At 40.8% G+C, this 20,735-nt stretch carries 19 protein-coding genes; 16 read left to right on the top strand and 3 right to left on the bottom strand.

Annotation, left to right across the window (positions count from 1 at the left end):
* The first annotated feature begins 5 nt into the window (after positions 1-5).
* The 12 genes from thrB (at position 6) to BG00_RS00660 (ending at position 12,913) form a co-directional block, all read left to right on the top strand.
* The gene (gene thrB / locus BG00_RS00715) at positions 6-941 is read left to right on the top strand and encodes a homoserine kinase (protein ID WP_036979889.1); all 936 of its coding nucleotides are present in this window, start codon (positions 6-8) and stop codon (positions 939-941) included.
* 11 nt (positions 942-952) lie between these two features.
* Entirely contained in the window at positions 953-2,236 is a 1,284-nt protein-coding gene (gene thrC / locus BG00_RS00710; protein ID WP_036979887.1) for a threonine synthase, read from the top strand.
* Between the two features lie 268 nt (positions 2,237-2,504).
* Positions 2,505-3,761 carry a serine hydroxymethyltransferase gene (glyA, locus tag BG00_RS00705; RefSeq protein ID WP_013464229.1) on the top strand — a complete coding sequence of 419 codons (1,257 nt, stop codon included), beginning with the start codon at positions 2,505-2,507 and terminating at the stop codon, positions 3,759-3,761.
* Between the two features lie 107 nt (positions 3,762-3,868).
* On the top strand, positions 3,869-4,318 hold the full coding sequence (gene nrdR / locus BG00_RS00700; RefSeq protein WP_010390928.1) for a transcriptional regulator NrdR: 450 nt from the start codon (positions 3,869-3,871) through the stop codon (positions 4,316-4,318).
* Between the two features lie 2 nt (positions 4,319-4,320).
* Positions 4,321-5,448, top strand: coding sequence for a bifunctional diaminohydroxyphosphoribosylaminopyrimidine deaminase/5-amino-6-(5-phosphoribosylamino)uracil reductase RibD (gene ribD / locus BG00_RS00695; RefSeq protein WP_036979884.1), 1,128 nt, complete (start codon positions 4,321-4,323; stop codon positions 5,446-5,448).
* A 24-nt stretch (positions 5,449-5,472) separates the two neighbouring features.
* Positions 5,473-6,126 (top strand): riboflavin synthase, encoded by a 654-nt coding sequence (locus BG00_RS00690; RefSeq protein ID WP_036979881.1) that lies wholly within the window; start codon positions 5,473-5,475, stop codon positions 6,124-6,126.
* Between the two features lie 28 nt (positions 6,127-6,154).
* Positions 6,155-7,267 (top strand): bifunctional 3,4-dihydroxy-2-butanone-4-phosphate synthase/GTP cyclohydrolase II, encoded by a 1,113-nt coding sequence (ribBA, locus tag BG00_RS00685; protein WP_013464232.1) that lies wholly within the window; start codon positions 6,155-6,157, stop codon positions 7,265-7,267.
* Between the two features lie 93 nt (positions 7,268-7,360).
* Entirely contained in the window at positions 7,361-7,825 is a 465-nt protein-coding gene (ribH, locus tag BG00_RS00680; protein ID WP_008110216.1) for a 6,7-dimethyl-8-ribityllumazine synthase, read from the top strand.
* A 15-nt stretch (positions 7,826-7,840) separates the two neighbouring features.
* Positions 7,841-8,254 (top strand): transcription antitermination factor NusB, encoded by a 414-nt coding sequence (gene nusB, locus BG00_RS00675; RefSeq protein WP_008110215.1) that lies wholly within the window; start codon positions 7,841-7,843, stop codon positions 8,252-8,254.
* An 84-nt stretch (positions 8,255-8,338) separates the two neighbouring features.
* Positions 8,339-9,313, top strand: a complete 975-nt coding sequence (thiL, locus tag BG00_RS00670) for a thiamine-phosphate kinase (protein ID WP_036979878.1) — start codon at positions 8,339-8,341, stop codon at positions 9,311-9,313.
* Complete coding sequence (locus tag BG00_RS00665; RefSeq protein ID WP_008110211.1) at positions 9,310-9,795, top strand: phosphatidylglycerophosphatase A family protein; 486 nt, start codon at positions 9,310-9,312, stop codon at positions 9,793-9,795. The genes thiL and BG00_RS00665 overlap by 4 nt, the downstream gene beginning before the upstream one ends.
* A gap of 31 nt (positions 9,796-9,826) precedes the next feature.
* Positions 9,827-12,913, top strand: a complete 3,087-nt coding sequence (locus BG00_RS00660; RefSeq protein WP_036979875.1) for a ligand-binding sensor domain-containing diguanylate cyclase — start codon at positions 9,827-9,829, stop codon at positions 12,911-12,913.
* A 62-nt stretch (positions 12,914-12,975) separates the two neighbouring features.
* Here BG00_RS00660 and dxs read toward each other — a convergent pair whose 3' ends face one another.
* The 3 genes from dxs to xseB all read right to left on the bottom strand — a co-directional run bounded on the left by dxs (position 12,976) and on the right by xseB (position 16,086).
* Complete coding sequence (gene dxs / locus BG00_RS00655) at positions 12,976-14,838, bottom strand: 1-deoxy-D-xylulose-5-phosphate synthase (RefSeq protein ID WP_036979872.1); 1,863 nt, start codon at positions 14,836-14,838, stop codon at positions 12,976-12,978.
* Positions 14,839-14,953: 115 nt separating this feature from the next.
* Positions 14,954-15,841: a (2E,6E)-farnesyl diphosphate synthase gene (ispA, locus tag BG00_RS00650; RefSeq protein ID WP_036979869.1), complete on the bottom strand. Its 888-nt coding sequence runs from the start codon at positions 15,839-15,841 to the stop codon at positions 14,954-14,956.
* A gap of 2 nt (positions 15,842-15,843) precedes the next feature.
* Complete coding sequence (xseB, locus tag BG00_RS00645; RefSeq protein ID WP_010390946.1) at positions 15,844-16,086, bottom strand: exodeoxyribonuclease VII small subunit; 243 nt, start codon at positions 16,084-16,086, stop codon at positions 15,844-15,846.
* 303 nt (positions 16,087-16,389) lie between these two features.
* On the opposite strand from xseB, the gene pomA reads away from it, so the two are divergent.
* The 4 genes from pomA (at position 16,390) to BG00_RS00625 (ending at position 20,716) form a co-directional block, all read left to right on the top strand.
* On the top strand, positions 16,390-17,157 hold the full coding sequence (gene pomA / locus BG00_RS00640; RefSeq protein ID WP_036979865.1) for a flagellar motor protein PomA: 768 nt from the start codon (positions 16,390-16,392) through the stop codon (positions 17,155-17,157).
* Positions 17,158-17,159: 2 nt separating this feature from the next.
* Positions 17,160-18,080, top strand: a complete 921-nt coding sequence (locus BG00_RS00635) for a flagellar motor protein MotB (RefSeq protein ID WP_028834921.1) — start codon at positions 17,160-17,162, stop codon at positions 18,078-18,080.
* A gap of 147 nt (positions 18,081-18,227) precedes the next feature.
* A complete protein-coding gene (locus BG00_RS00630) occupies positions 18,228-18,716 on the top strand; it encodes a hypothetical protein (RefSeq protein WP_036979862.1) in 489 nt (162 codons plus the stop codon).
* A gap of 71 nt (positions 18,717-18,787) precedes the next feature.
* Positions 18,788-20,716, top strand: a complete 1,929-nt coding sequence (locus BG00_RS00625) for a DNA topoisomerase III (RefSeq protein WP_036979860.1) — start codon at positions 18,788-18,790, stop codon at positions 20,714-20,716.
* Positions 20,717-20,735: the final 19 nt, after the last annotated feature.

The raw sequence follows: 20,735 nt of genomic DNA, 5'->3' as shown, positions 1-20,735 counted from the left end.
CAGTCATGATTGAAGTATATGCTCCGGCGTCTATTGGTAATTTTGCCGTTGGCTTTGATGCGCTGGGCGCCGCACTTGCGCCCATTGATGGCGGTTTATTAGGTGATGTGGCGATTGTTAATGCCGCATCGAGTGATGAATTTATTTGTACAGGCGACTACGCACATAAGCTACCTAGTGATGCGCAAGAAAATTTAGCGTATCAGTGTTTAGTGCACTTTAGAGCGCATGTTGCGCCTGATATGCCTGCGGTAAAGCTCGAACTTAGGAAAAATTTGCCGATTGGTTCGGGATTAGGCTCAAGTGCCTGCTCTGTGGTGGCGACATTTGCAGCACTGGATAAATTTGCCAAAACTAATTTAAGCCAAGTAGAGCTCATTGAGCTTATGGCAGATTTTGAAGCCATTGTAAGTGGGGGGCGCCATTACGATAACATCACACCGTGTTATTTAGGCGGCTTACAGCTAACCGGTGATTTAATTCCTGATAAATCTATTGCTTTACCTGTTGATGAAAACTGGTATTACGTCGCCGCATTTCCGGGCTTTTCGCTCAATACCGCAAAAGCGCGCTCTGTTTTACCAAAAGAGCTCAGTATGCATGCCGGGGTTGAGTTTGCACAGCGTTTATCGGCGTTTAGTAGCTTACTGTTAACAGGGCGTTTTGATGATGCATTAAGCATTATGAAAGACGAAATAGCAGAGCCATACCGTGCGCCACTTATAAGCGGCTTTAGTGATGCCAAAGCAAGCTTACCAGCACTGGGTGCTGAAGTTGTGAGTATTTCAGGCGCAGGGCCAACCTTGTTTAGTGTATGTAAAACGCTTGAAGCGGCAGAGCAATGCGCGCAGTGGCTAGAGGAAAATTACATCAACGAGCAAGGCTTTTGCCATATTTGTAAATTAGATAACGACGGCACGCGTCAATTAAATGTTTTATAGGATAAAGAGTCATGCAATTACATAATTTAAAAGAATATTCACAAAAAGTGTCGTTTGTTGAAGCTGTAAAAACAGGACTAGGGCGTAATCAAGGTGTGTTTTTTCCAGAGTCGTTAGCGCCATTAAGTGATGTTGATGCATTACTAGATATGGACTTTGTTACTCGCAGCGGCAAAATTTTATCGCACCTTATTGGTGACGAGCTACCAAGTGATACTGTTGCCCAGATGGTTAAGAATGCGTTTAACTTTCCGGTTAAGCTGGTGGAAGTTGAAGATAATACCTATTGCTTAGAGTTATTTCACGGCCCAACACTGGCATTTAAAGATTTTGGTGGCCGTTTTATGGCCGAGTGCTTGGCGCAATTTAATCAAGGTGAAAAAGTCACTATTTTAACTGCAACATCGGGTGATACTGGGGCTGCCGTAGCGCATGCTTTTTATAACAAACCAAATATTGATGTCGTTATTTTATACCCTAAAGGTAAAATTTCATTAGCGCAGCAAAAGTTATTTACAACGCTTGGTGACAACATTCATTGTTATGCGATTGAGGGTAGTTTTGATGATTGCCAAGAATTGGTTAAAAAATCATTTTTAGATGAAGAGCTAAAATCGAAGTTAGGTTTAAACTCAGCAAATTCAATTAACATTAGCCGTTTAGTCGCGCAGGTGTGTTATTACTTTGAAGCCATTGCACAGCTGCCAAAAGAAAAGCGTGCTACAGCGCATATTTCAGTACCGAGTGGTAACTTTGGTAATGTGTGTGCGGCTATGATTGGCGCGGTTATTGGTATGCCTGTAGGTAAACTAAGCGCGACTACAAACCAAAACGACACAGTACCGCGCTTTATGCTTGATAAAAATTGGACGCCTAATGCGACAATTGAATCGCTTTCAAATGCAATGGATGTGAGTAAACCTAATAACTGGCCACGTGTGCAATCAATGTTAGATAATAACTGGTTTAGTTATGATAACTTTTATTCGGTGAGTGTTGATGAGCAGCAAACACAAACAGTGATGAAAAAAATTCAACAGCTTGGCTATATTGCAGAGCCTCACACCGCAATTGCTTACCAAGGTCTTGTAGAAAATAAGGCGGCAGATGCTGTGGGGATTTTTTTAGCGACTGCGCATCCGGCCAAATTTAAAGACAGCGTTGAGGATATCCTTAATGTTGAATTAGATATGCCAAAGCCGTTAGCTGATGCATTAGCAAAACCGTGTTTAGCCACGGATATGCACAACGATTATGGTATTTTGCGTACAGAATTGTTTAAAAAGCTAGCCTAAAAAAGGCAAATAATAAAAGCGGCTTAGGCCGCTTTTTTTGTTTGTTTGTGCATCGCTTTAGACATAACGCATAAGCTATATAAATGTAGTAAATAAAATTCATTTAAAATTGTTATTAGTTTATAAAAAAATATCATCATCAAAATGCTGTGAAATAGTTTCAATCCCTGTTTAAATATCCTCAACTTAAGAGCGTAGGCAAAACGTCGTTTTAAGCGTACAATAAAGCCTCTAAAAAATACCCATACACGTTGCCCAGGAGACCCCAATGTTAGAACGTAGCATGAATATTTCGGACTTTGATCCAGAGTTATTTGACGCGATGAGCAAAGAAACATCACGTCAGGAAGAACATATTGAGTTAATTGCATCTGAAAACTACTGTAGCCCACGCGTACTTGAAGCGCAGGGTTCTCAGCTGACTAACAAATACGCTGAAGGTTACCCGGGCAAACGTTACTACGGTGGCTGTGAGCACGTAGACGTAGTTGAGCAACTTGCTATTGACCGCGCAAATGAATTATTTGGTACAGATTACGCAAATGTGCAACCTCATGCCGGTTCACAAGCGAATGCTGCTGTTTTCCAAGCTCTTTTAAGCCCACTTGACACTGTATTAGGCATGAGCCTAGCGCACGGTGGTCACTTAACACATGGCTCACACGTAAACTTCTCTGGTAAAACATACAACGCAATTCAGTATGGCCTTAACGAAGAAACTGGCGAAATTGATTACGCACAAGTTGAAGCGTTAGCACTTGAGCACAAACCAAAAATGATCATTGCTGGTTTTTCTGCATACTCAGGTATTGTTGATTGGGCTAAGTTCCGTGAAATTGCAGACAAAGTAGGTGCTTACTTATTTGTTGATATGGCGCACGTTGCAGGTTTAATTGCTGCGGGTGTTTACCCAAGCCCAGTGCCATTTGCTCACGTTGTAACAACCACAACACACAAAACATTAGCGGGTCCTCGCGGTGGTTTAATCATCTCTGCGTGTGGCGATGAAGAAATTTACAAAAAGCTAAACAGCGCTGTTTTCCCAGGTGGCCAAGGTGGTCCTTTATGTCATGTTATTGCTGCTAAAGCGGTTGCATTTAAAGAAGCACTTCAACCTGAGTTTAAAACATACCAAGCACAAGTTGTTAAAAATGCACAAGCAATGGTTGCGGTATTACAAGAGCGCGGCTACAAAGTAGTATCGGGTAAAACTGATAACCACTTATTCTTACTTGACTTAATCGACAAAGATATCACAGGTAAAGATGCAGATGCTGCCCTAGGTAATGCGAATATCACGGTTAACAAAAACTCAGTACCGAACGATCCACGTTCACCATTTGTTACCTCTGGTCTGCGTATTGGTTCACCAGCAATCACTCGTCGTGGCTTTAAAGAAGCTGAATCAAAAGAGTTAGCGGGCTGGATCTGTGATGTACTAGACAACATCGAAGATGAGTCAGTACAAGCGCAAGTAAAAGAAAAAGTGAAAGCAATTTGTGCAAAATTACCTGTTTACGCTTAATCCAAGAGTAAAATAGTAATTTAGATCACAACTGCACACATTTTTGATATGATAATGGCCGCTATGATAGCGGCCATTTTTTGTTTTTAAAACGGAAACACACAGTTATGCATTGCCCTTTTTGCACCGCCAAAGATACTAAAGTTATTGATTCTCGCCTTGTAGGTGGAGGACACCAAGTACGTAGACGTCGTGAATGTAATGAATGCCACGAACGATTTACCACCTTTGAAGGGGCTGAATTAGTGATGCCACGGGTCATCAAGCAAGATGGCAGCCGCGAACCGTTTAATGAAGATAAGTTACTAAATGGCTTAACTCGCGCCCTCGAAAAACGTCCCGTAAGCACTGAGCAAGTTGACGAAGTGGTTAATATTATTAAGTCGCAATTACGTGCCACTGGCGAACGCGAAGTGTCTAGCCATTTGGTGGGTGAGTGCATTATGGAAGCGCTTAAAAAGTTAGATAAAGTGGCCTATGTAAGATTTGCCTCTGTATATCGCTCGTTTGAAGATATACGCGAATTTGGTGAAGAAATAGCCCGCTTAGGAGAATAGTAATGAGCATGCAAAGTTCGTTTTCAGAGGATGATAAACGCTACATGGCTCGCGCTATTGAACTGGCAAAAAAAGGGCGCTTTACCACCACTCCTAATCCTAATGTTGGCTGCGTACTCGTAAAAAATAATAAAGTAATAGGTGAAGGGTTTCATCAGTTAGCGGGTCAAGGTCACGCAGAGGTAAACGCACTGGCTATGGCTGGTGAAAATGCAAAAGGCGCAACCGCTTATGTAACACTTGAGCCTTGCAGTCATTATGGTCGAACACCGCCATGTGCTGAAGGGCTAAAAGCAGCAGGTGTTAAAAAAGTGATCGCTGCTATGGTTGACAGCAACCCGCAAGTTGCAGGCAAAGGTCTGAAAATTTTAGCGGATGCTGGTATAGAAGTCGCTTACGGGTTACTTGAAGCGCAAGCTCGCGCATTAAACCTTGGGTTTTTTAAGCGCATGGAGCAGGGATTACCCTTTGTGACTTGCAAAATGGCCGCAAGTATAGATGGTAAAACGGCGCTTAAAAACGGGCAAAGTAAATGGATCACTGGCCCCGCAGCGCGCCAAGATGTGCAACTATACCGAGCACAAAGCTGTGCAATTTTAACCGGTGCCGATACGGTATTAATGGATGATGCAAAATTAAATGTGCGCCCAGAAGAGTTACCGTATTCTTTACCAACTGATTTACCACTGCGCCAACCGGTTCGCGTTGTTATTGACTCACAAAATAGGCTTACCCCTGATCTTGCCTTATTTTCAATTCAAAGTGAGGTGATAATATTTACCACCAAGGTTGATAAATCGCATCAGTGGCCTCATTTTGTTAAACAGATTGAAGTACCTGAAAATAATAATAAAGTAGATTTACTGGCCGTGTTAAACACGCTAGCCCAATTGCAGTTTAATAATGTGTGGCTAGAGGCCGGAGCAACACTGGCTGGCAAAATGACAGAACTTGATTTAATTGATGAGTTTGTTTTTTACATTGCCCCTAAATTAATGGGCTGCGATGCTAAAAGTTTACTGAATTTCCCAGAGTTAATGAGTATGCAAAATACCATTAATTTAACTTTTAATGAGTGTGTGTCAATTGGTGATGATTTACGTATCACAGCACTAAAAAAAGCTCATTAATCATTTTATATAAAGAGTAGCACTATGTTTACTGGAATAGTTGAAGCGACAGGTAAAATTGCGTTATTACAAAAAAAACAAGGTGATTTAGCTATTCGTATCCAAAGTAAAAACCTTGATATGAGTGATGTTAAGTTAGGTGACAGTATTGCAACTAATGGTGTCTGCCTGACGGTTGTTGATAAGCATATTGATGGCTTTAGTGCTGACTTATCAAATGAAACGATTAGCTTAACGGGATTTGCACATTACGCATTAGGGCAAACCGTTAATCTAGAAAAGGCGATGCAACCTGTTTCGCGCCTCGGTGGTCATTTAGTATCTGGCCATGTAGATGGTATTGCTACTATTACAGCGATTAATGCCAATGCGCGAGCAACAGAATATTGGTTAGCCACCGATGAAAATTTAATGAAATACATTCCTTACAAAGGGTCGGTTTGTATTGATGGTATTAGCCTGACGGTTAATGCGGTTGAAGGTAATAAATTTAAACTGACGATTGTGCCCCACACCAGCGAGCAAACGACCATAGCTGACTTTAAAGTTGGCACCCAGGTTAATTTAGAGGTCGACCAAATAGCACGTTATTTAGAGCGCCTAGTTAGAGGGGCTGACCAACCTTCGGGTTCAGATATTTCGATGAGCTTACTCGCTAAAGCGGGCTTTATAAAATAACGACATTGACAACTTATACGAGCAACTTATGAATTTAAACAGCGCACAAGAAATAATTGATGACATTAAAGCCGGTAAAATGGTTATTTTAATGGATGATGAAGACAGAGAAAATGAAGGCGATTTAATTATTGCTGCTGAACACATTAGTGCAGAAGCGATTAACTTTATGGCGACTCATGGCCGTGGACTAATTTGTTTAACGATGACTCAAGAGCGTTGCTCGCAGCTTGATTTACCATTAATGGTAAAAAATAATGGTGCCGCATTCTCAACTAATTTCACCATGTCAATTGAAGCATCAAAAGGGGTCACCACAGGTATTTCTGCAGCGGATCGTGCTCGCACTGTTCAAGCTGCCATTGCGAAAGGCGCTGTGCCAAGCGATATTGTACAACCAGGTCATATTTTTCCTATTATGGCGCAACCAGGCGGCGTGTTAACACGTGCAGGGCATACAGAAGCGGGGTGTGACTTAGCGCGTTTAGCAGGGCTTGAGCCATCATCAGTGATTGTAGAAATCCTAAATGAAGATGGCACCATGGCGCGTCGTCCTGATTTAGAAGTATTTGCTAAGCAACATGATATTAAAATTGGCACCATTGCTGATTTAATCGAGTACCGCAACCTAAACGAAACCACAATTGAGCAAGTTGCAAAATGTAAATTGCCAACTGAACATGGTGAGTTTGACTTAGTGACTTACAAAGACACCATTGATGGGCAGTTACACTATGCACTGCTTAAAGGTGAAATAAAACAACAAGAACCGACCTTAGTACGTGTGCATTTACAAAGTACTTTTAACGATATTTTACTCTCTGATCGCAATGCTGACCGTAGTTGGGGTTTATCGCAAGCAATGGCTTATATTGCTGAGCATAATGGCGCCTTAGTTATTTTAGGTAAGCAAGAAAGCACTGAAGAGTTAGAAGCCACAGTAAAAGCGTTTGCCGCAGCTGATGCGGGTGAAAATGTGACGCCACGTAAATTTCAAGGTACTTCGCGCACCGTAGGTGTGGGTTCGCAAATTCTGGCTGATTTAGGTATTCAAAAAATGCGTTTGATGAGTTTACCTAAAAAATACCATGCATTATCAGGGTTCCATTTAGAAGTGGTTGACTACGTAGAGCCACAATAATTACGCGCTAGGTTATTATTTTATTTATGTGGTATAATGCGCATCAATTTTTGCGCAACCGAAATCGCTTAAACTTATTTTTAGGGTTATCAAATGAAAATTATTGAAGGTAATAAATACGCTCCAGGCAAAAAGTTTGCCATTGTCATTTCTCGTTTTAATGACTTTATTGGTAGTAGCTTGCTTGCAGGTGCTGTTGATGAGCTAAAACGTACTGGTGGAGTATCAGAAGACGATATTACCGTGATTTACGTACCCGGTGCGGTTGAATTACCTTTAGCAGCGAAACGCGTTGCAGCAAAAAAAGAATATGATGCAATTATCGCCTTAGGTGTAGTGATCAGAGGGGGCACGCCTCACTTTGATCTCGTCGCTGGCGAGTCAAATAAAGGGCTTGCACAAGTATCGCTTGAGTATGATATCCCGGTTGCATTTGGCGTATTAACCACTGAAAGCATTGAGCAAGCAATTGAGCGCGCAGGTACCAAAATGGGTAACAAAGGCGGCGAAGCTGCTTTAGGTGCGCTTGAAATGGTTAATGTGTTAGATAAAATTTAAGTTTAAGGAATTTTTGTGAAACCAGCAGCAAGACGTAAAGCACGTATATTAGCACTTCAAGCCGTGTATTCATGGCAATTAAGCGGCAATGCGATTGCCGATATCGAACAACAAATGTTGATCGAAAACGATGTGACTAAAATTGATGTTGAATATTTTAAAGATTTAGCACGTGGAGTTGCCGTAAATCATAAGCAACTAGACGAAGCTGTATCGCCTCATTTAACTCGTCCATTTGATGAATTAGACGAAGTTGAACGTGCAATCTTACGTTTAAGCAGCTACGAGCTTAAATTTCGTGAAGATGTTCCTTACAAAGTGGCTATCAATGAAAGCATTGAATTAGCGAAAATGTTTGGTGCTGAAGATAGCCATAAATTTGTAAACGGTGTACTTGATAAAGCTGTAAAACAGTTACGCAAGTCATAACAACTTAAGCTGCATATTAATTTCAGTGAGTTGTTATAAATAACCGTTAAAAAGGAGAGCCGGCATAGGTCGGCTTTTTTGTGTATGAAGGAATTTGAATTAATTAATCACTACTTTAAAGGTCGCGGTATCACTCGTCGCGATGTTAATTTAGGGATTGGAGATGACTGTGCGCTTGTCACAGTACCAGCAAACTGCCAGCTTGCTATAACAACAGATACCTTAGTTGCTGGGGTGCATTTTTTTCATGATATCTCTCCTCGCGCATTAGGGCATCGAGCTCTGGCAGTAAATTTAAGTGATTTAGCTGCCATGGGTGCAGAGCCTACATGGGTATCGGTTGCACTCACGTTGCCAAGTATCGATCCACAATGGATTGCAGAGCTGACTGACGGCATGCATGAAATTGCTGAGTACTTTAATGTACAAATTATTGGTGGCGATACGACTCAAGGCCCACTCAGTATTACTATTTGTGCAAAAGGCACGGTTCCTGAAGGTAAAGCACTGTGTCGAAGTGGCGCAAAAGTGGGCGACTGGATTTTTGTAACCGGACCGCTAGGTGATGCTGGTTTGGCAATTGAGTCAAAAAAACAAGGTTTGCCAGTTGCACCTGAACATTTAAAGCATATTAATAAATGTTTAAACTTTCCAACGCCACGCGTGGCCGCCGGACAAGCTTTGCGTGGCTTAGCGTCATCAGCGATTGATATTTCAGACGGTTTACTTGCTGACTTAGGGCACATTTTGGATTTGTCACAGGTCAGTGCAACAATCAATATTGAAAATGTACCTACTTCTGATGCGATGCAAGCGAGTCTTGATTTTGAGCAACAGCTTCCTTTTATACTCAACTATGGCGATGACTATGAACTACTTTACACTGTCCCAGACAGTAATAAGAGTATGCTCGATATTAAGTTGCGCCAATACGGTGTAGAAGCAACCTGTATCGGCCAAATCAAAAGTGGTGACGGGAATATAGAATTATTACACCAAGGTGAAAAGTTTGTTTTTGAGCACAAAGGCTTTGAGCACTTTTCCAAGGAGCAGGTTTGAATAAAAACCGATTATTTAATTTAAAACGCCCACATCAATTTTTTGGTTTGGGTTTTGGTACAGGGCTTGCGCCTAAAGCCCCTGGTACATTTGGTACTTTAGCGGCGTTACCATTTATTTTTATTACCATGCATTTTCCGTTATGGTTACAAATTGTATTTGCGGTGGTGATCAGTATATTTGGTATTTGGGCATGTGGAAAAACAGCTGATGACCTTCAAGTTCATGACCACCCCGCTATTGTTTGGGATGAAGTCGCTGGTTACTATATAACGATGATTGGTGCAGCACTGAATTGGCAAACCTTATTAGTGGGCTTTTTACTATTTCGCTTTTTTGATATAGCAAAGCCAGGGCCGATTCGTATACTTGATAAACGTGCTCATGGTGGGTTTGGTATTATGGCCGATGATGTACTTGCAGGTATTTTTTCGCTTATTTGTTTGCAAGCATTGATAAAAGTAGGTTTACTACCCTTTTAATTTATTATTTGTTTAACTAGGTGGCAGCACTATGATGCGATTTTTATTGGTTTGTGTACTCTTGATGTGTGCCATGCCAAGTACGGCTTCAATTACTGATTACGTAGTTAAACAATGGAACATTAAAGACGGACTTCCCTCACAATCCCTTAAAAGTGTGGTGCAAGATAACCAAGGCTACATGTGGCTTGGTACGCAATTCGGATTAAGCCGATTTGATGGTAACACTTTTACTAATTACAACACTCAAAATAGTCTGTTTTTACCCAGCAATGGCATCAATAAATTACTGATTGATGGCCAAGGACTATTATGGATAGGCACGAAAAACGGCCTCGTTGTTATAGACCCAGAAAAGCTAACCGCACAAGAGTTTAATATTAAAGGCCCTGTTAGAGATATTCTTGAAGACTCTAAAGGCAGTATTTGGATAGCAGCTAATGGGCTTTATTACATAGACAGAGGCCAGATAGAGCTGCGCGACCAGCTAAACAATCCGAGCCCTATCGTAAATGCCACTGCGATCACCCAAATAGTAGGGTCAGTCAGTAAAATGGCGCTCTCACCCGAGGGAATTTGGCTGGTTAACGATCGTAATTTATTGCGCTTGACGCAAAGCGCGTCTGATTTTTCTAAATTGCGCTTAGAGCTTACCGCTAAAGTGGCCTTGCCTGATCGTTTAGCGCAAACAATTGTTCACGACTTATCCTTTTTAAATGGCAATTTATATCTTGCTTCTGAGCTAGGTGCTTACTTTTTAGATTTAGATGATGAGCTACGCCCATTTCCGCTGCCTAACGCTAACAACTCAGCCGTTTATAAGTTTATGAGTGATGGCAATGGTGGCCTGTGGGTATCGACTTATGGGCGCTTATTGTTCAGAGGGAAATCGGATGATTGGCAATGGGTTGAGCCCAGTCAATTAGATCAAAGTATTTGGTTTGCCGATATATTTAGAGATGATGAAAATAATATATGGTTAGCGAGTTTTAGTGAGGGACTTTGGCTTGCTCACGAAGGGCGAATAGAGCGCCATTCAGCCATTTCTAAAATGACCGAAGCGGTTATGGCCATTAGTAAATCACCAGATGGTAAGTTATGGATTGCCAACAAAAGCGGCGTAGGCTATTTCGATGCCGATAAAACGTTTATCAATGTCATTAACAGTACCAAGTATGGCAACGCCTCAGTACATGACTTACAGTTTGACGGCAATCGTCTTTATGTTGCCACTGGTAGAGGTTTGTTTTTCTACGAGTCGAATACCTTATATAGTTTTCCTGCCCGTGCGTTGAGTGATAATCCTGTATTTGCTATTAGTACGTCGACTAAAGGCGGCTTTTGGGTGGGCACTGGGCGAGGCTTATATCGTTTAAATTACAATGGCTTAAACCCTTTTGCGTACAATGCTTTTTTAGGCAGTAAGTTTGTAACCTATGTTTTAGATAAACCAAATTTTGGCGTGATTGGTACCAGTAAAGGGGCGTATTACTTTACTGAACGCGGGATAGAAAAAATAGGCGACCAAACCACTTTGGAAAGTGCGTACGTGACTAGCATTTTACACATTAAAGGTGTGGGGATTTTAATTGGCTCGCTTAACGATGGTTTGTTTTATCGCAGTGGACAAGGGCAGTGGCAGCAATTAGATGCCGCCAATGGGCTGCCATACGGTTCTATATTTAGTCTTGAATACGATGATACTACAAAACGTATTTGGGTAAGCACCATGAAAGGGGTTTATCGCATGCCGGTTGAGCAATTCAAAGCCAACATTGAAAGCCTAAAAGTGGAGGAAGTGATCTCTTCATTTGATCGACAGCTCGATGGTAAAGCAAGTCAATGCTGTAATGGTTTAGGCCATGATGCGGTGGTTGATATGGATAATTCAATTTGGTATCCCAGCTTGCAAGGTGTTGTAGAAATTCCTAAAGACGTAGAATTATTTGGACTGCGTTCACTTAAACCAACTATAGAAACTTTAACCACGCCATCACGAAAACTTACTGCGGCTGCGTTAGGTAAAAAGCCAGTACTTAAAACTGACGAGCGTGATGTAACGCTTACCTATACCGCCATCGATTACTATGCACCTGCAAGTATAGAGTTTAGGTATAAACTCAATGGGCTTGATAATGATTGGCGCTATGCAAATACCCGCCGAGAAGCAATTTACACTAACTTACCAGCAGGTATGTTTTTATTTGAATTAGAGACAAAACGTCAAGGTGAAGATTGGGGCAAAGCGCAATCGGCCGAATACGCTTTTGTGGTGCCTGAACGATTTGGTGAAACTATATATTTTAGATTACTGATCACCAGTGGTTTTGTGTTGCTCTTTTATTTGGTGTTTTGGGTATTTAAAGTTCAAGAGCGACGTAAGCAGCAAGTTCTTGAGGGGCTTATTACTGAGCGAACCCTTGAGCTTCGCCAAGCAAACGATAAATTAAACCAAGTAAACTCTCAGCTTAAGCTTGTTAGTCACTCTGATGAGCTAACAGGGCTGAGAAGTCGCCGTTTTTTGTTTGATCAACTACCAAAAGATATTGAGCATTTTCAGCGTAACTCGCAGTCATTGCAGGCTCAAGGTAAATCGTTGGTATTGTTAATTATTAATTTAGATAACTTTAGCCGCATTAACGATGCCTATGGCCCTATTGCCGGAGATAGCTGTTTACAACAAGTAGCGGCATTACTTAACTCGCGTACCCAAGGTTCTGATTATGTTGCCCGTTGGAGTGGTGATGAGTTTTTACTGTTATTGCGCGATTTTAAATGTAATTTAATCGACAGCTATGTATCTGAATTATGCCAAGCAATTGCTGATTATTCGTTTCAGCTTCCTAACGGTGAAACAACCAATATAACAGCGTCAGTCGGGTGGTCGTTCTATCCTTTACCTCTTTTAGGTGGGCAAGTTATTAGCTGGGAAACATCAATTAATCTAGCTGACATAGCATTACATCAAGTTAAAAAACGCGGCGGCGATGGCGTCGCTAATATTACCTTTGACGAGCAATTAGATGCATTTGAGTTTGAGCAAAACCCCAATGTTGAACAGCAAATTGGTTTGTTACAAAGCAATGGTCTAGCCGACATTAAGGTGTGGATGCGCTAGAGATTATAGATGAGCAATAAAAAAGGAGCCAATGGCTCCTTTTTTATTAAACACTATAAGTATTAGCTCATAAATGCTTTAATTGAAGTTAAAATACCATGTTCACCTAACCCCATTTCATCGTGCATTTGCTGTTGTGTGCCATGTTTAATGAATTCATCAGGAATACCTAAGTTAAGCACTTTTACATCGGCTTTAATGCTCGCTAAATATTCATTAACTGCAGAGCCTGCACCGCCCGCAATCGCGTTATCTTCAAGGGTTACAATAATATCGTTATCATTAATCAGCTCATCAATTAATGCCGTATCAAGTGGCTTAATAAATCGCATGTTTACTAATGTAGCATTGAGCTCATTAGTGGCAAGTTGTGCGTTTTCAAGCAAGGTACCAAATGACAATATAGCCACTTTAGTACCTTTTTTAATTACATTCGCTTTACCAATTTCTAGCTTTTGCATAGTGCTTTGAATGTCTGCTGAGCCTGCACTACCACGCGGGTAACGAACAGCAACAGGACAATTAGCTTGATAGCCTGTATAAAGCATATGACGGCATTCGTTAGTATCACTTGGGGCCATAATGACCATGTTAGGTATACAGCGCATAAAGCTTAAGTCGTAGGCGCCTTGATGGGTTTCACCATCGGCTCCAACAATACCGGCGCGGTCTATAGCAAATAATACCGGTAGGTTTTGCAGTGCAACGTCGTGAATTAGTTGATCGTACGCGCGTTGTAAAAAGCTAGAATAGATAGCCACAACGGGCTTTAAGCCCTCACAGGCAAAACCTGCAGCAAGAGTAACGGCGTGTTGTTCTGCTATCGCTACGTCAAAGTATTGTTCTGGATACACTTTAGAAAAACGTACCATACCTGAACCTTCACGCATAGCTGGCGTGATTGCCATGAGTTTACTGTCTTGCTCGGCCATGTCACAAAGCCAATCACCAAACACATTTGAGAAAGTCGCCGCACCTGGCTTAGATTTTGGTAAGCTTGATGTTGCAGGATCAAATTTTGGTACGCCATGATAACCAATCGGATCGGCTTCGGCAGGCTTATAACCTTTGCCTTTTTGGGTTTTTATATGTAAAAGCTGTGGGCCTTTTAAGTTACGCATATTGCGCAGCGTATCAACCAACATATTCACATCATGTCCATCAATTGGGCCAATGTAATTTAGACCTAATTCTTCAAAAAAAGTACCCGGGATCATCATCCCTTTAATATGTTCTTCCATACGGCTGGCAAGCTCTTTTACCGGCGGTACACCAGAGAGCAGCTTTTTACTGCCTTCGCGGATGTTGGTATAAAAGCTACCTGATAAAATACGCGCAAAATGATTGGTTAACGCACCGACGTTTTCAGATATCGACATTTCGTTATCGTTCAAAATGATCAGCATGTCTGATTTAACATCGCCAAGGTGGTTCATTGCTTCAAAGGCCATACCCGCAGTAATTGCGCCATCGCCGATTACCGCGACTGTTTTACGCCCTTTGCCTTCTTTTTGCGCAGCAATGGACATACCCAGCGCCGCAGAAATTGAGGTACTTGAATGGCCAACACTAAAGGTATCGTATTCACTTTCATCTCTAAAAGGGAAAGGGTGCAATCCGTCTTTTTGGCGAATGGTATGCATTTGGTCACGGCGGCCAGTCAGTATTTTATGCGGATAAGCTTGATGGCCCACATCCCAGACCAAACGGTCATCGGGTGTGTTGTATACATAATGTAATGCAACGGTAAGTTCTACGGTTCCTAAACCAGACGCTAAATGACCGCTACTTTGCGATACCGAATTGACTAAATAGTCACGCAATTCATGGCTAAATGCAGGAAGCTTATCTTGTGCTAACTCTCGCAAGTGGGCTGGTTCGTTCACCAAATCAAGTAATGGATACTTGCTGCTATCAAGTGTCATGGTTTTTTATATATCCTTCGCTAATATTAACCCTCCTCAAAACAAACGAGGTTTAAAAGGCGACTTAATATTCAGTAATAATTTTGTTCTAAGATTTAATACGGTTTAGCCATGTTTAATGGTCACGTTCAATTAAATAGTTTGCCAATGCCGCTAAATCTGTTGTGTCTGCGTCAATGTTAGCTAATGCCTCATGGGCTTGTTGTATTAAATTTTGTGCTTTTTGCTTAGCGCCTAGCATACCTAATAAAGCGGGGTATGTCGCTTTATTCGCTGCAATATCTGACCCTTGTGGCTTGCCTAAAGTAAGCGTATCGCCCTCAACATCTAAAATATCGTCATGAACCTGAAATGCAAGCCCTATAGCGTATCCAAAAGTTGATAAGTTATCTAAAGTTTGTTGGCTCGTATTAGGAGCACACAGTGCACCAAGAGTAATCGCACAATTTATTAGCGCACCGGTTTTAAGTTTATGAATACGTTCTAACTCATCAACAGTAATAACCTTATCGGTTGCTGCAATATCACGGCCTTGTCCGGCAACCATACCTTGTAACCCCGAAGCATGCGCTAATGCTGCGATCATTTTTAATTGTGCTTCAGTCGAGCATTTAAATTTATGCTTGGCAATAAGTTCAAATGCTAAAGTTTGCAGTGCATCTCCAGCTAAAATCGCTTGTGCTTCACCGTATACAATATGGCAAGTAGGGCGACCACGGCGTAAGTCGTCATCATCCATCGCAGGTAAATCGTCATGCACTAATGAATAACTATGAATGCATTCAATGGCTGCTGCCAGCACATCTAAATCACGTTTTTCAGCACCGAGCATTTTGCCTGTGGTATAAACCAAAAAAGGGCGTAATCTCTTCCCGCCATTCATTAGACTGTAATGTGTGGCTTCTTTTATGGTGTTGTCGCTTTCAAGTGGTTGTTCGAAATAAAGGTTGAGTGTATTGACTACATCATCTTGAGCGAGCTTTATTTGTTCTTTTATGCTCACAATTATTCCAAATCGTTATCAAACTGAGTAAGCGGTGCTTTTTCGTCATTACCCATTAATATCGACACCTTTTGCTCAGCTTGTTGAAGTTTGCCTGAAGATGCGCTCGCAAGTGCAATACCTCGCTCAAATTGCTTTAAAGACTGTTCAAGCGATAAATCACCTTGTTCCATTTCACTGACAATTGTTGTTAGCTCTTCTAGTGCTTGTTCGAAACTTAAATTTTCAGGTTTTTTAGTCGCCATCTTTATTTTCAACTTACATAATAAATTTAGACGCCAATTTTAGGGGGAATGCTAAACTAGGTCAAAGAATGATATTGTTTTTTGATAGATAAATGCTGTTGATTGGGTTTTATTGCGTTTCAACGTTATTTTTTAAAATTATTAATTTTGATTAATTAGGTTGATTACCTATGTTGATCTAAAATAGGACTAATCGTAATTTTACCGTTTATCATAAAAATCACTTAAGTATTTCAGTATCTTGCCGATAAACAATTAATAACAACGCTTGCGAAGAAAAAATATAAAACCTTTGGAGGGAATGTGGATTTAGCAACCATTATTGGGATCCTTGGCGCAATTGGCTTAATTGTCATGTCCATGTTTATGAGTAGTAGCGGTGAAGTCGCTATGTTTTACAATACCCCTTCTGTGGTTATCGTATTTGGTGGTTCCCTTTTTATCGTTTTATCTAATTTTACCATGTCGCAATTTCTTGGCATTGGTAAAGTATGTGCAAAAGCGTTTATGTTTAAAATTGAACCCCCTGAAGCGTTAATTGAAAAGGCGGTTGAGCTAGCAGATTCTGCCCGAAAAGGCGGGTTTTTAGCCTTAGAAGAAGCCGAAATTCCAAATCCATTCATGCGCAAAGGCGTTGATATGCTCGTGGATGGGCATGATGCGGATGTTGTGCGTGCAACATTACAAAAAGATATTTCCCTGACGACGACTCGTCATGAAATGGGCGCAAGCTTATTTAAGTCGCTAGGTGATATTGCTCCCGCAATGGGGATGATCGGTACGTTGATAGGCTTAGTGGCTATGCTCTCGAACATGGATGATCCAAAAGCAATCGGACCTGCAATGGCGGTAGCCTTGTTAACAACGTTGTATGGGGCATTTTTGGCGAATGTTGTCGCCATTCCTATTCAGGTAAAACTTGAACTGCGTAAAGACGAAGAGGCCATGAATCAGCGCTTAATTTTAGATGCGGTATTAGGCATCCAAGATGGCCAAAATCCTAAAGTAATTGAAGGAATTTTGAAAAATTATCTAGCTGAATCAAAACGCGCAGTCAATACTGAGGAATAATTATGTCAGATGAAGAGTGCAAATGCCCTCCTCCAGGGTTACCTGCATGGATGGGGACATTTGCCGATTTAATGTCGCTATTAATGTGCTTTTTTGTACTTTTACTCGCATTTTCTGAAATGGATGTACTTAAATTTAAACAAATTGCGGGCTCAATGAAGTTTGCTTTTGGTGTACAAAATAAAATAGAGGTAAAAGACATTCCAAAAGGGACATCTGTTATTGCTATGGAGTTTACGCCGGGTAAACCTGAGCCAACTCCTATAGAAACCATTCAGCAACAAACGGTTGAAATGACTCAACAAATGCTTGAGTTTCAGGCGGGAGATGAAAGCTCCGCAGGTGGACGTCAAGAGCAACGTGGTGAAAAGCGAGGTGGTGAATCAAGCAGTACCTCAGAGGAAGTTGCTGCAGCTACGGCAGTGTCTGCTGCTGATCAAGAGCAAATAAATGACTTAGTTAAAAAAATTGCGCAACAGCTTGAAAAACAAATTATTGATGGGGCTATTGAGCTTGAATCTTTAGGGCAGCAAATCATAATTCGTATTAGAGAAAATGGCTCGTTTCCATCGGGGAGTGCATTTTTACAACCACAATTTAAACCTATCATTCAAGATATTGGCCGATTACTTAAAGATGTACCCGGTGAAATTACGGTGTCTGGTCATACGGATGATTTTCAGGTATCCAACGAGCTTTACATTAATAACTGGGATTTATCCTCTAAACGCGCAGTTGCGGTAGCGAGTGAATTACAAAAAGTTCCAGGTTTTGATAAAACCAGAATGATGGTGGTAGGGCGTGCAGAAACACGACCTTTAGTACCTAATGATTCCCGCGAAGATCGCAGACGCAATCGCCGTGTAGAAATATCTATTTTACAAGGTAAGGCAAAAGAGTCAGCGCCAATTGATGTAAGATAGAATGACTTGGCTATGTACCTTTTTTAGCGTAGAGTGCAACATTATTAACAAATGTAATGGGGCGAATATGTTGACTAAGTATTGTAGTATGCCTGGTAACGGCGATGGAACTGATGAAGATACAAAAGTTAAGTAAGGTTATTTAGTTTGCCTGAATGGTTTTTGTATTTTGTAAGTATATTAAGTAAAAGCTGGGTTCTTATTTTGAGTCCGGCTATTTTTATATTCTTTATCCTCAAAGATTATTTAGCTCTTAGGTTCGTTGTTATTACCGCCGCTTTTTTCTTATTTGGCACTGTGACCTACTCAAGTTTAATGGCGTTTGATGATGGTATTTATATATACCGTTACCTTGTATGGGCATTAACAGATATTACTTGGATGGCCCTTATTGCTTATTGGGGTCTTAAAGATAAAGTGCATTTGTGGCAATGTGTACTTGGCCAACTTGTGGTTATTGCTGCCCCTATTCTGCAATTGTTTCGTTTAGTAGATCGCCATCTTTGGGATTTATCGTATAGTACTGTTATGTATCAAACATTTATGCCCTTAATAAATATCGCTACTGTTGTTATATGTTATCTACCGCTTTTATATATTTTTGTTAATAAGCGAAATAAAGCTTTAAGCTTATAACGACAAAAATACCCCTCGTTTAAAATGATGTGCTAGACTACTGTTTATATGAACAGTGTTAGAGCTATGTTATGAAACTTTATATTGCTGAAAAACCCTCTTTGGGTCGCGCTATTGCAGACGCACTTCCTAAACCGCATAAAAAGCATGATGGCTATATTGAAGTGGCAAATGGTGATTGCGTATCTTGGTGCATAGGTCATTTGCTTGAGCAAGCAGAACCCGATGATTATGATGAGCGTTTTAAAAAGTGGCAGTTTGAACATTTACCTATTGTGCCTGAGCATTGGCAACTTAAAGCAAAGCCTAAAACTCGTAAACAACTCACTATTTTAAAAAAGCTAATCAAAAAAGCAACAACACTTGTACATGCTGGCGATCCTGACCGTGAAGGCCAGTTATTAGTTGATGAAGTTATAGAACAAGCAAAAATCAGCCAAGCAAAAAAACAAAATATTCAGCGTTTATTGATCAGTGACTTAAACTTAACGGCAGTTAAAAAGTCAATAAATAGTATGTGTGCTAACCGTGATTTTATCCCTTTAAGTGTATCTGCTTTAGCACGGTCTCGTGCTGATTGGTTGTTTGGTATGAATTTAACGCGAGCTTATACGCTAGCTGGGCAAAAAGCGGGCTTTGGTAATGTGTTGTCGGTTGGGCGAGTACAAACACCTATTTTAGGTTTAGTTGTAAATCGTGATAATGAAATCGCAAATTTTGTATCCAAACCATTTTATGAAGTACTTGCTCATCTTGTTACACCTGAGCAGCAATCATTTACTGCTAAGTGGATACCGAGTAAAGCGTGCGAACCATATCAAGATGAAGAGGGCAGAGTACTTAATAAAGCCTTAGCCGAAAATGTGACTTCACGCATTGCTAATCAGCCCGCAAATGTAACAGCGCTTGAGCAAAAGCAAAAAAAACAAACCGCGCCTCTTCCTTATAACTTATCTGCTTTACAAATAGATGCTGCTAAAGCTTTTGGGATGCCAGCACAAAAAGTACTCGATATTTGCCAAGTTTTATATGAACGTCATAAATTAATTACCTACCCACGCTCAGATAACCGTTACTTACCGAGAGAGCATCACCAAGATGCACCTGCTATTTTAAAAGCGATAGCCGTAAATGGTGGGCAGTCAGTAGAGCTGGTAAATGAGGCAAATGCAAAACAACGTAGTAAATGTTTTAATGATGCAAAAGTGGCCGCTCATCACGCCATTGTGCCGACAGCTAAACAGTTAAAAAGTGTGAGTTTAGCCAATGATGAAGCAAAAATTTATCAGTTAATAAGTCGACACTATTTAATTCAGTTTTATCCCGACTACATATATAACGAAAGCAAAGTAGAGGTAACCATAGCCGGTGGTTTATTTAAAGCAAGTGCAAAGCAAGATGTAAGCTTAGGTTTTAAATTGCTCATGGGTAAGTCGGAACTTAAAGAAGAAGCTACATTACCTTATTTAGAAAAAGGCATGGCACTTACTTGTACTAAAGGTGAAGTGGTGCAAAAGCATACATCTCCTCCGGCTCATTTTACCGATGCAACCTTACTTGCTGCTATGACGGGAATTAGCCGTTATGTAAAAGACCTGCAAATCAAAAAAATATTAAAAGAAACAGATGGCCTCGGTACAGAAGCAACGCGTGCAGGCATTATTGAGCTGTTATTTAAACGTCGCTTTTTAAAACGTGAGGGAAAAGCAATTAAAGCAACTGAAACAGGTCTGGCATTAATTAGTGTATTACCAGAGGGGTTATCAAGCCCCGACTTAACTGCAAAATGGGAGTCGAGTTTAGGTGATATTGCACAGCAAGCAATGAGTTATCAGCAGTTTATACAACCTTTATTAGCCGATTTAACTAATTTTGTAAGCCAAGCGGCGAACTGCAATAGTCAGGCATTTGCACTGTTACCTAAAACGTCACCTAAAAAGCGCTTTGCCAAACGTACAAAAAAAGCGCTTTGCCAAACGTACAAAAAAAGCGCCGTATAAAAAGTCGAGTTATAAAAAA

The sequence above is a fragment of the Pseudoalteromonas sp. SCSIO_11900 genome (assembly GCF_000576475.1).
In the GTDB taxonomy this organism is placed as follows: domain Bacteria; phylum Pseudomonadota; class Gammaproteobacteria; order Enterobacterales; family Alteromonadaceae; genus Pseudoalteromonas; species Pseudoalteromonas tetraodonis.
This window is presented reverse-complemented; position numbering and strand designations above follow the sequence as displayed.

Bases quoted from the DNA above. Each gene is read 5' to 3' on its own strand.
- nrdR (WP_010390928.1), top strand. From the start codon at position 3,869: ATGCATTGCCCTTTTTGCACCGCCAAAGATACTAAAGTTATTGATTCT.
- xseB (WP_010390946.1), bottom strand. From the start codon at position 16,086: ATGGCGACTAAAAAACCTGAAAATTTAAGTTTCGAACAAGCACTAGAA.
- ribBA (WP_013464232.1), top strand. From the start codon at position 6,155: ATGAATTTAAACAGCGCACAAGAAATAATTGATGACATTAAAGCCGGT.
- thrC (WP_036979887.1), top strand. From the start codon at position 953: ATGCAATTACATAATTTAAAAGAATATTCACAAAAAGTGTCGTTTGTT.
- BG00_RS00625 (WP_036979860.1), top strand. From the start codon at position 18,788: ATGAAACTTTATATTGCTGAAAAACCCTCTTTGGGTCGCGCTATTGCA.
- ribH (WP_008110216.1), top strand. From the start codon at position 7,361: ATGAAAATTATTGAAGGTAATAAATACGCTCCAGGCAAAAAGTTTGCC.
- glyA (WP_013464229.1), top strand. From the start codon at position 2,505: ATGTTAGAACGTAGCATGAATATTTCGGACTTTGATCCAGAGTTATTT.
- thrB (WP_036979889.1), top strand. From the start codon at position 6: ATGATTGAAGTATATGCTCCGGCGTCTATTGGTAATTTTGCCGTTGGC.
- BG00_RS00635 (WP_028834921.1), top strand. From the start codon at position 17,160: ATGTCAGATGAAGAGTGCAAATGCCCTCCTCCAGGGTTACCTGCATGG.
- BG00_RS00660 (WP_036979875.1), top strand. From the start codon at position 9,827: ATGATGCGATTTTTATTGGTTTGTGTACTCTTGATGTGTGCCATGCCA.
- BG00_RS00690 (WP_036979881.1), top strand. From the start codon at position 5,473: ATGTTTACTGGAATAGTTGAAGCGACAGGTAAAATTGCGTTATTACAA.
- thiL (WP_036979878.1), top strand. From the start codon at position 8,339: ATGAAGGAATTTGAATTAATTAATCACTACTTTAAAGGTCGCGGTATC.
- dxs (WP_036979872.1), bottom strand. From the start codon at position 14,838: ATGACACTTGATAGCAGCAAGTATCCATTACTTGATTTGGTGAACGAA.
- ribD (WP_036979884.1), top strand. From the start codon at position 4,321: ATGAGCATGCAAAGTTCGTTTTCAGAGGATGATAAACGCTACATGGCT.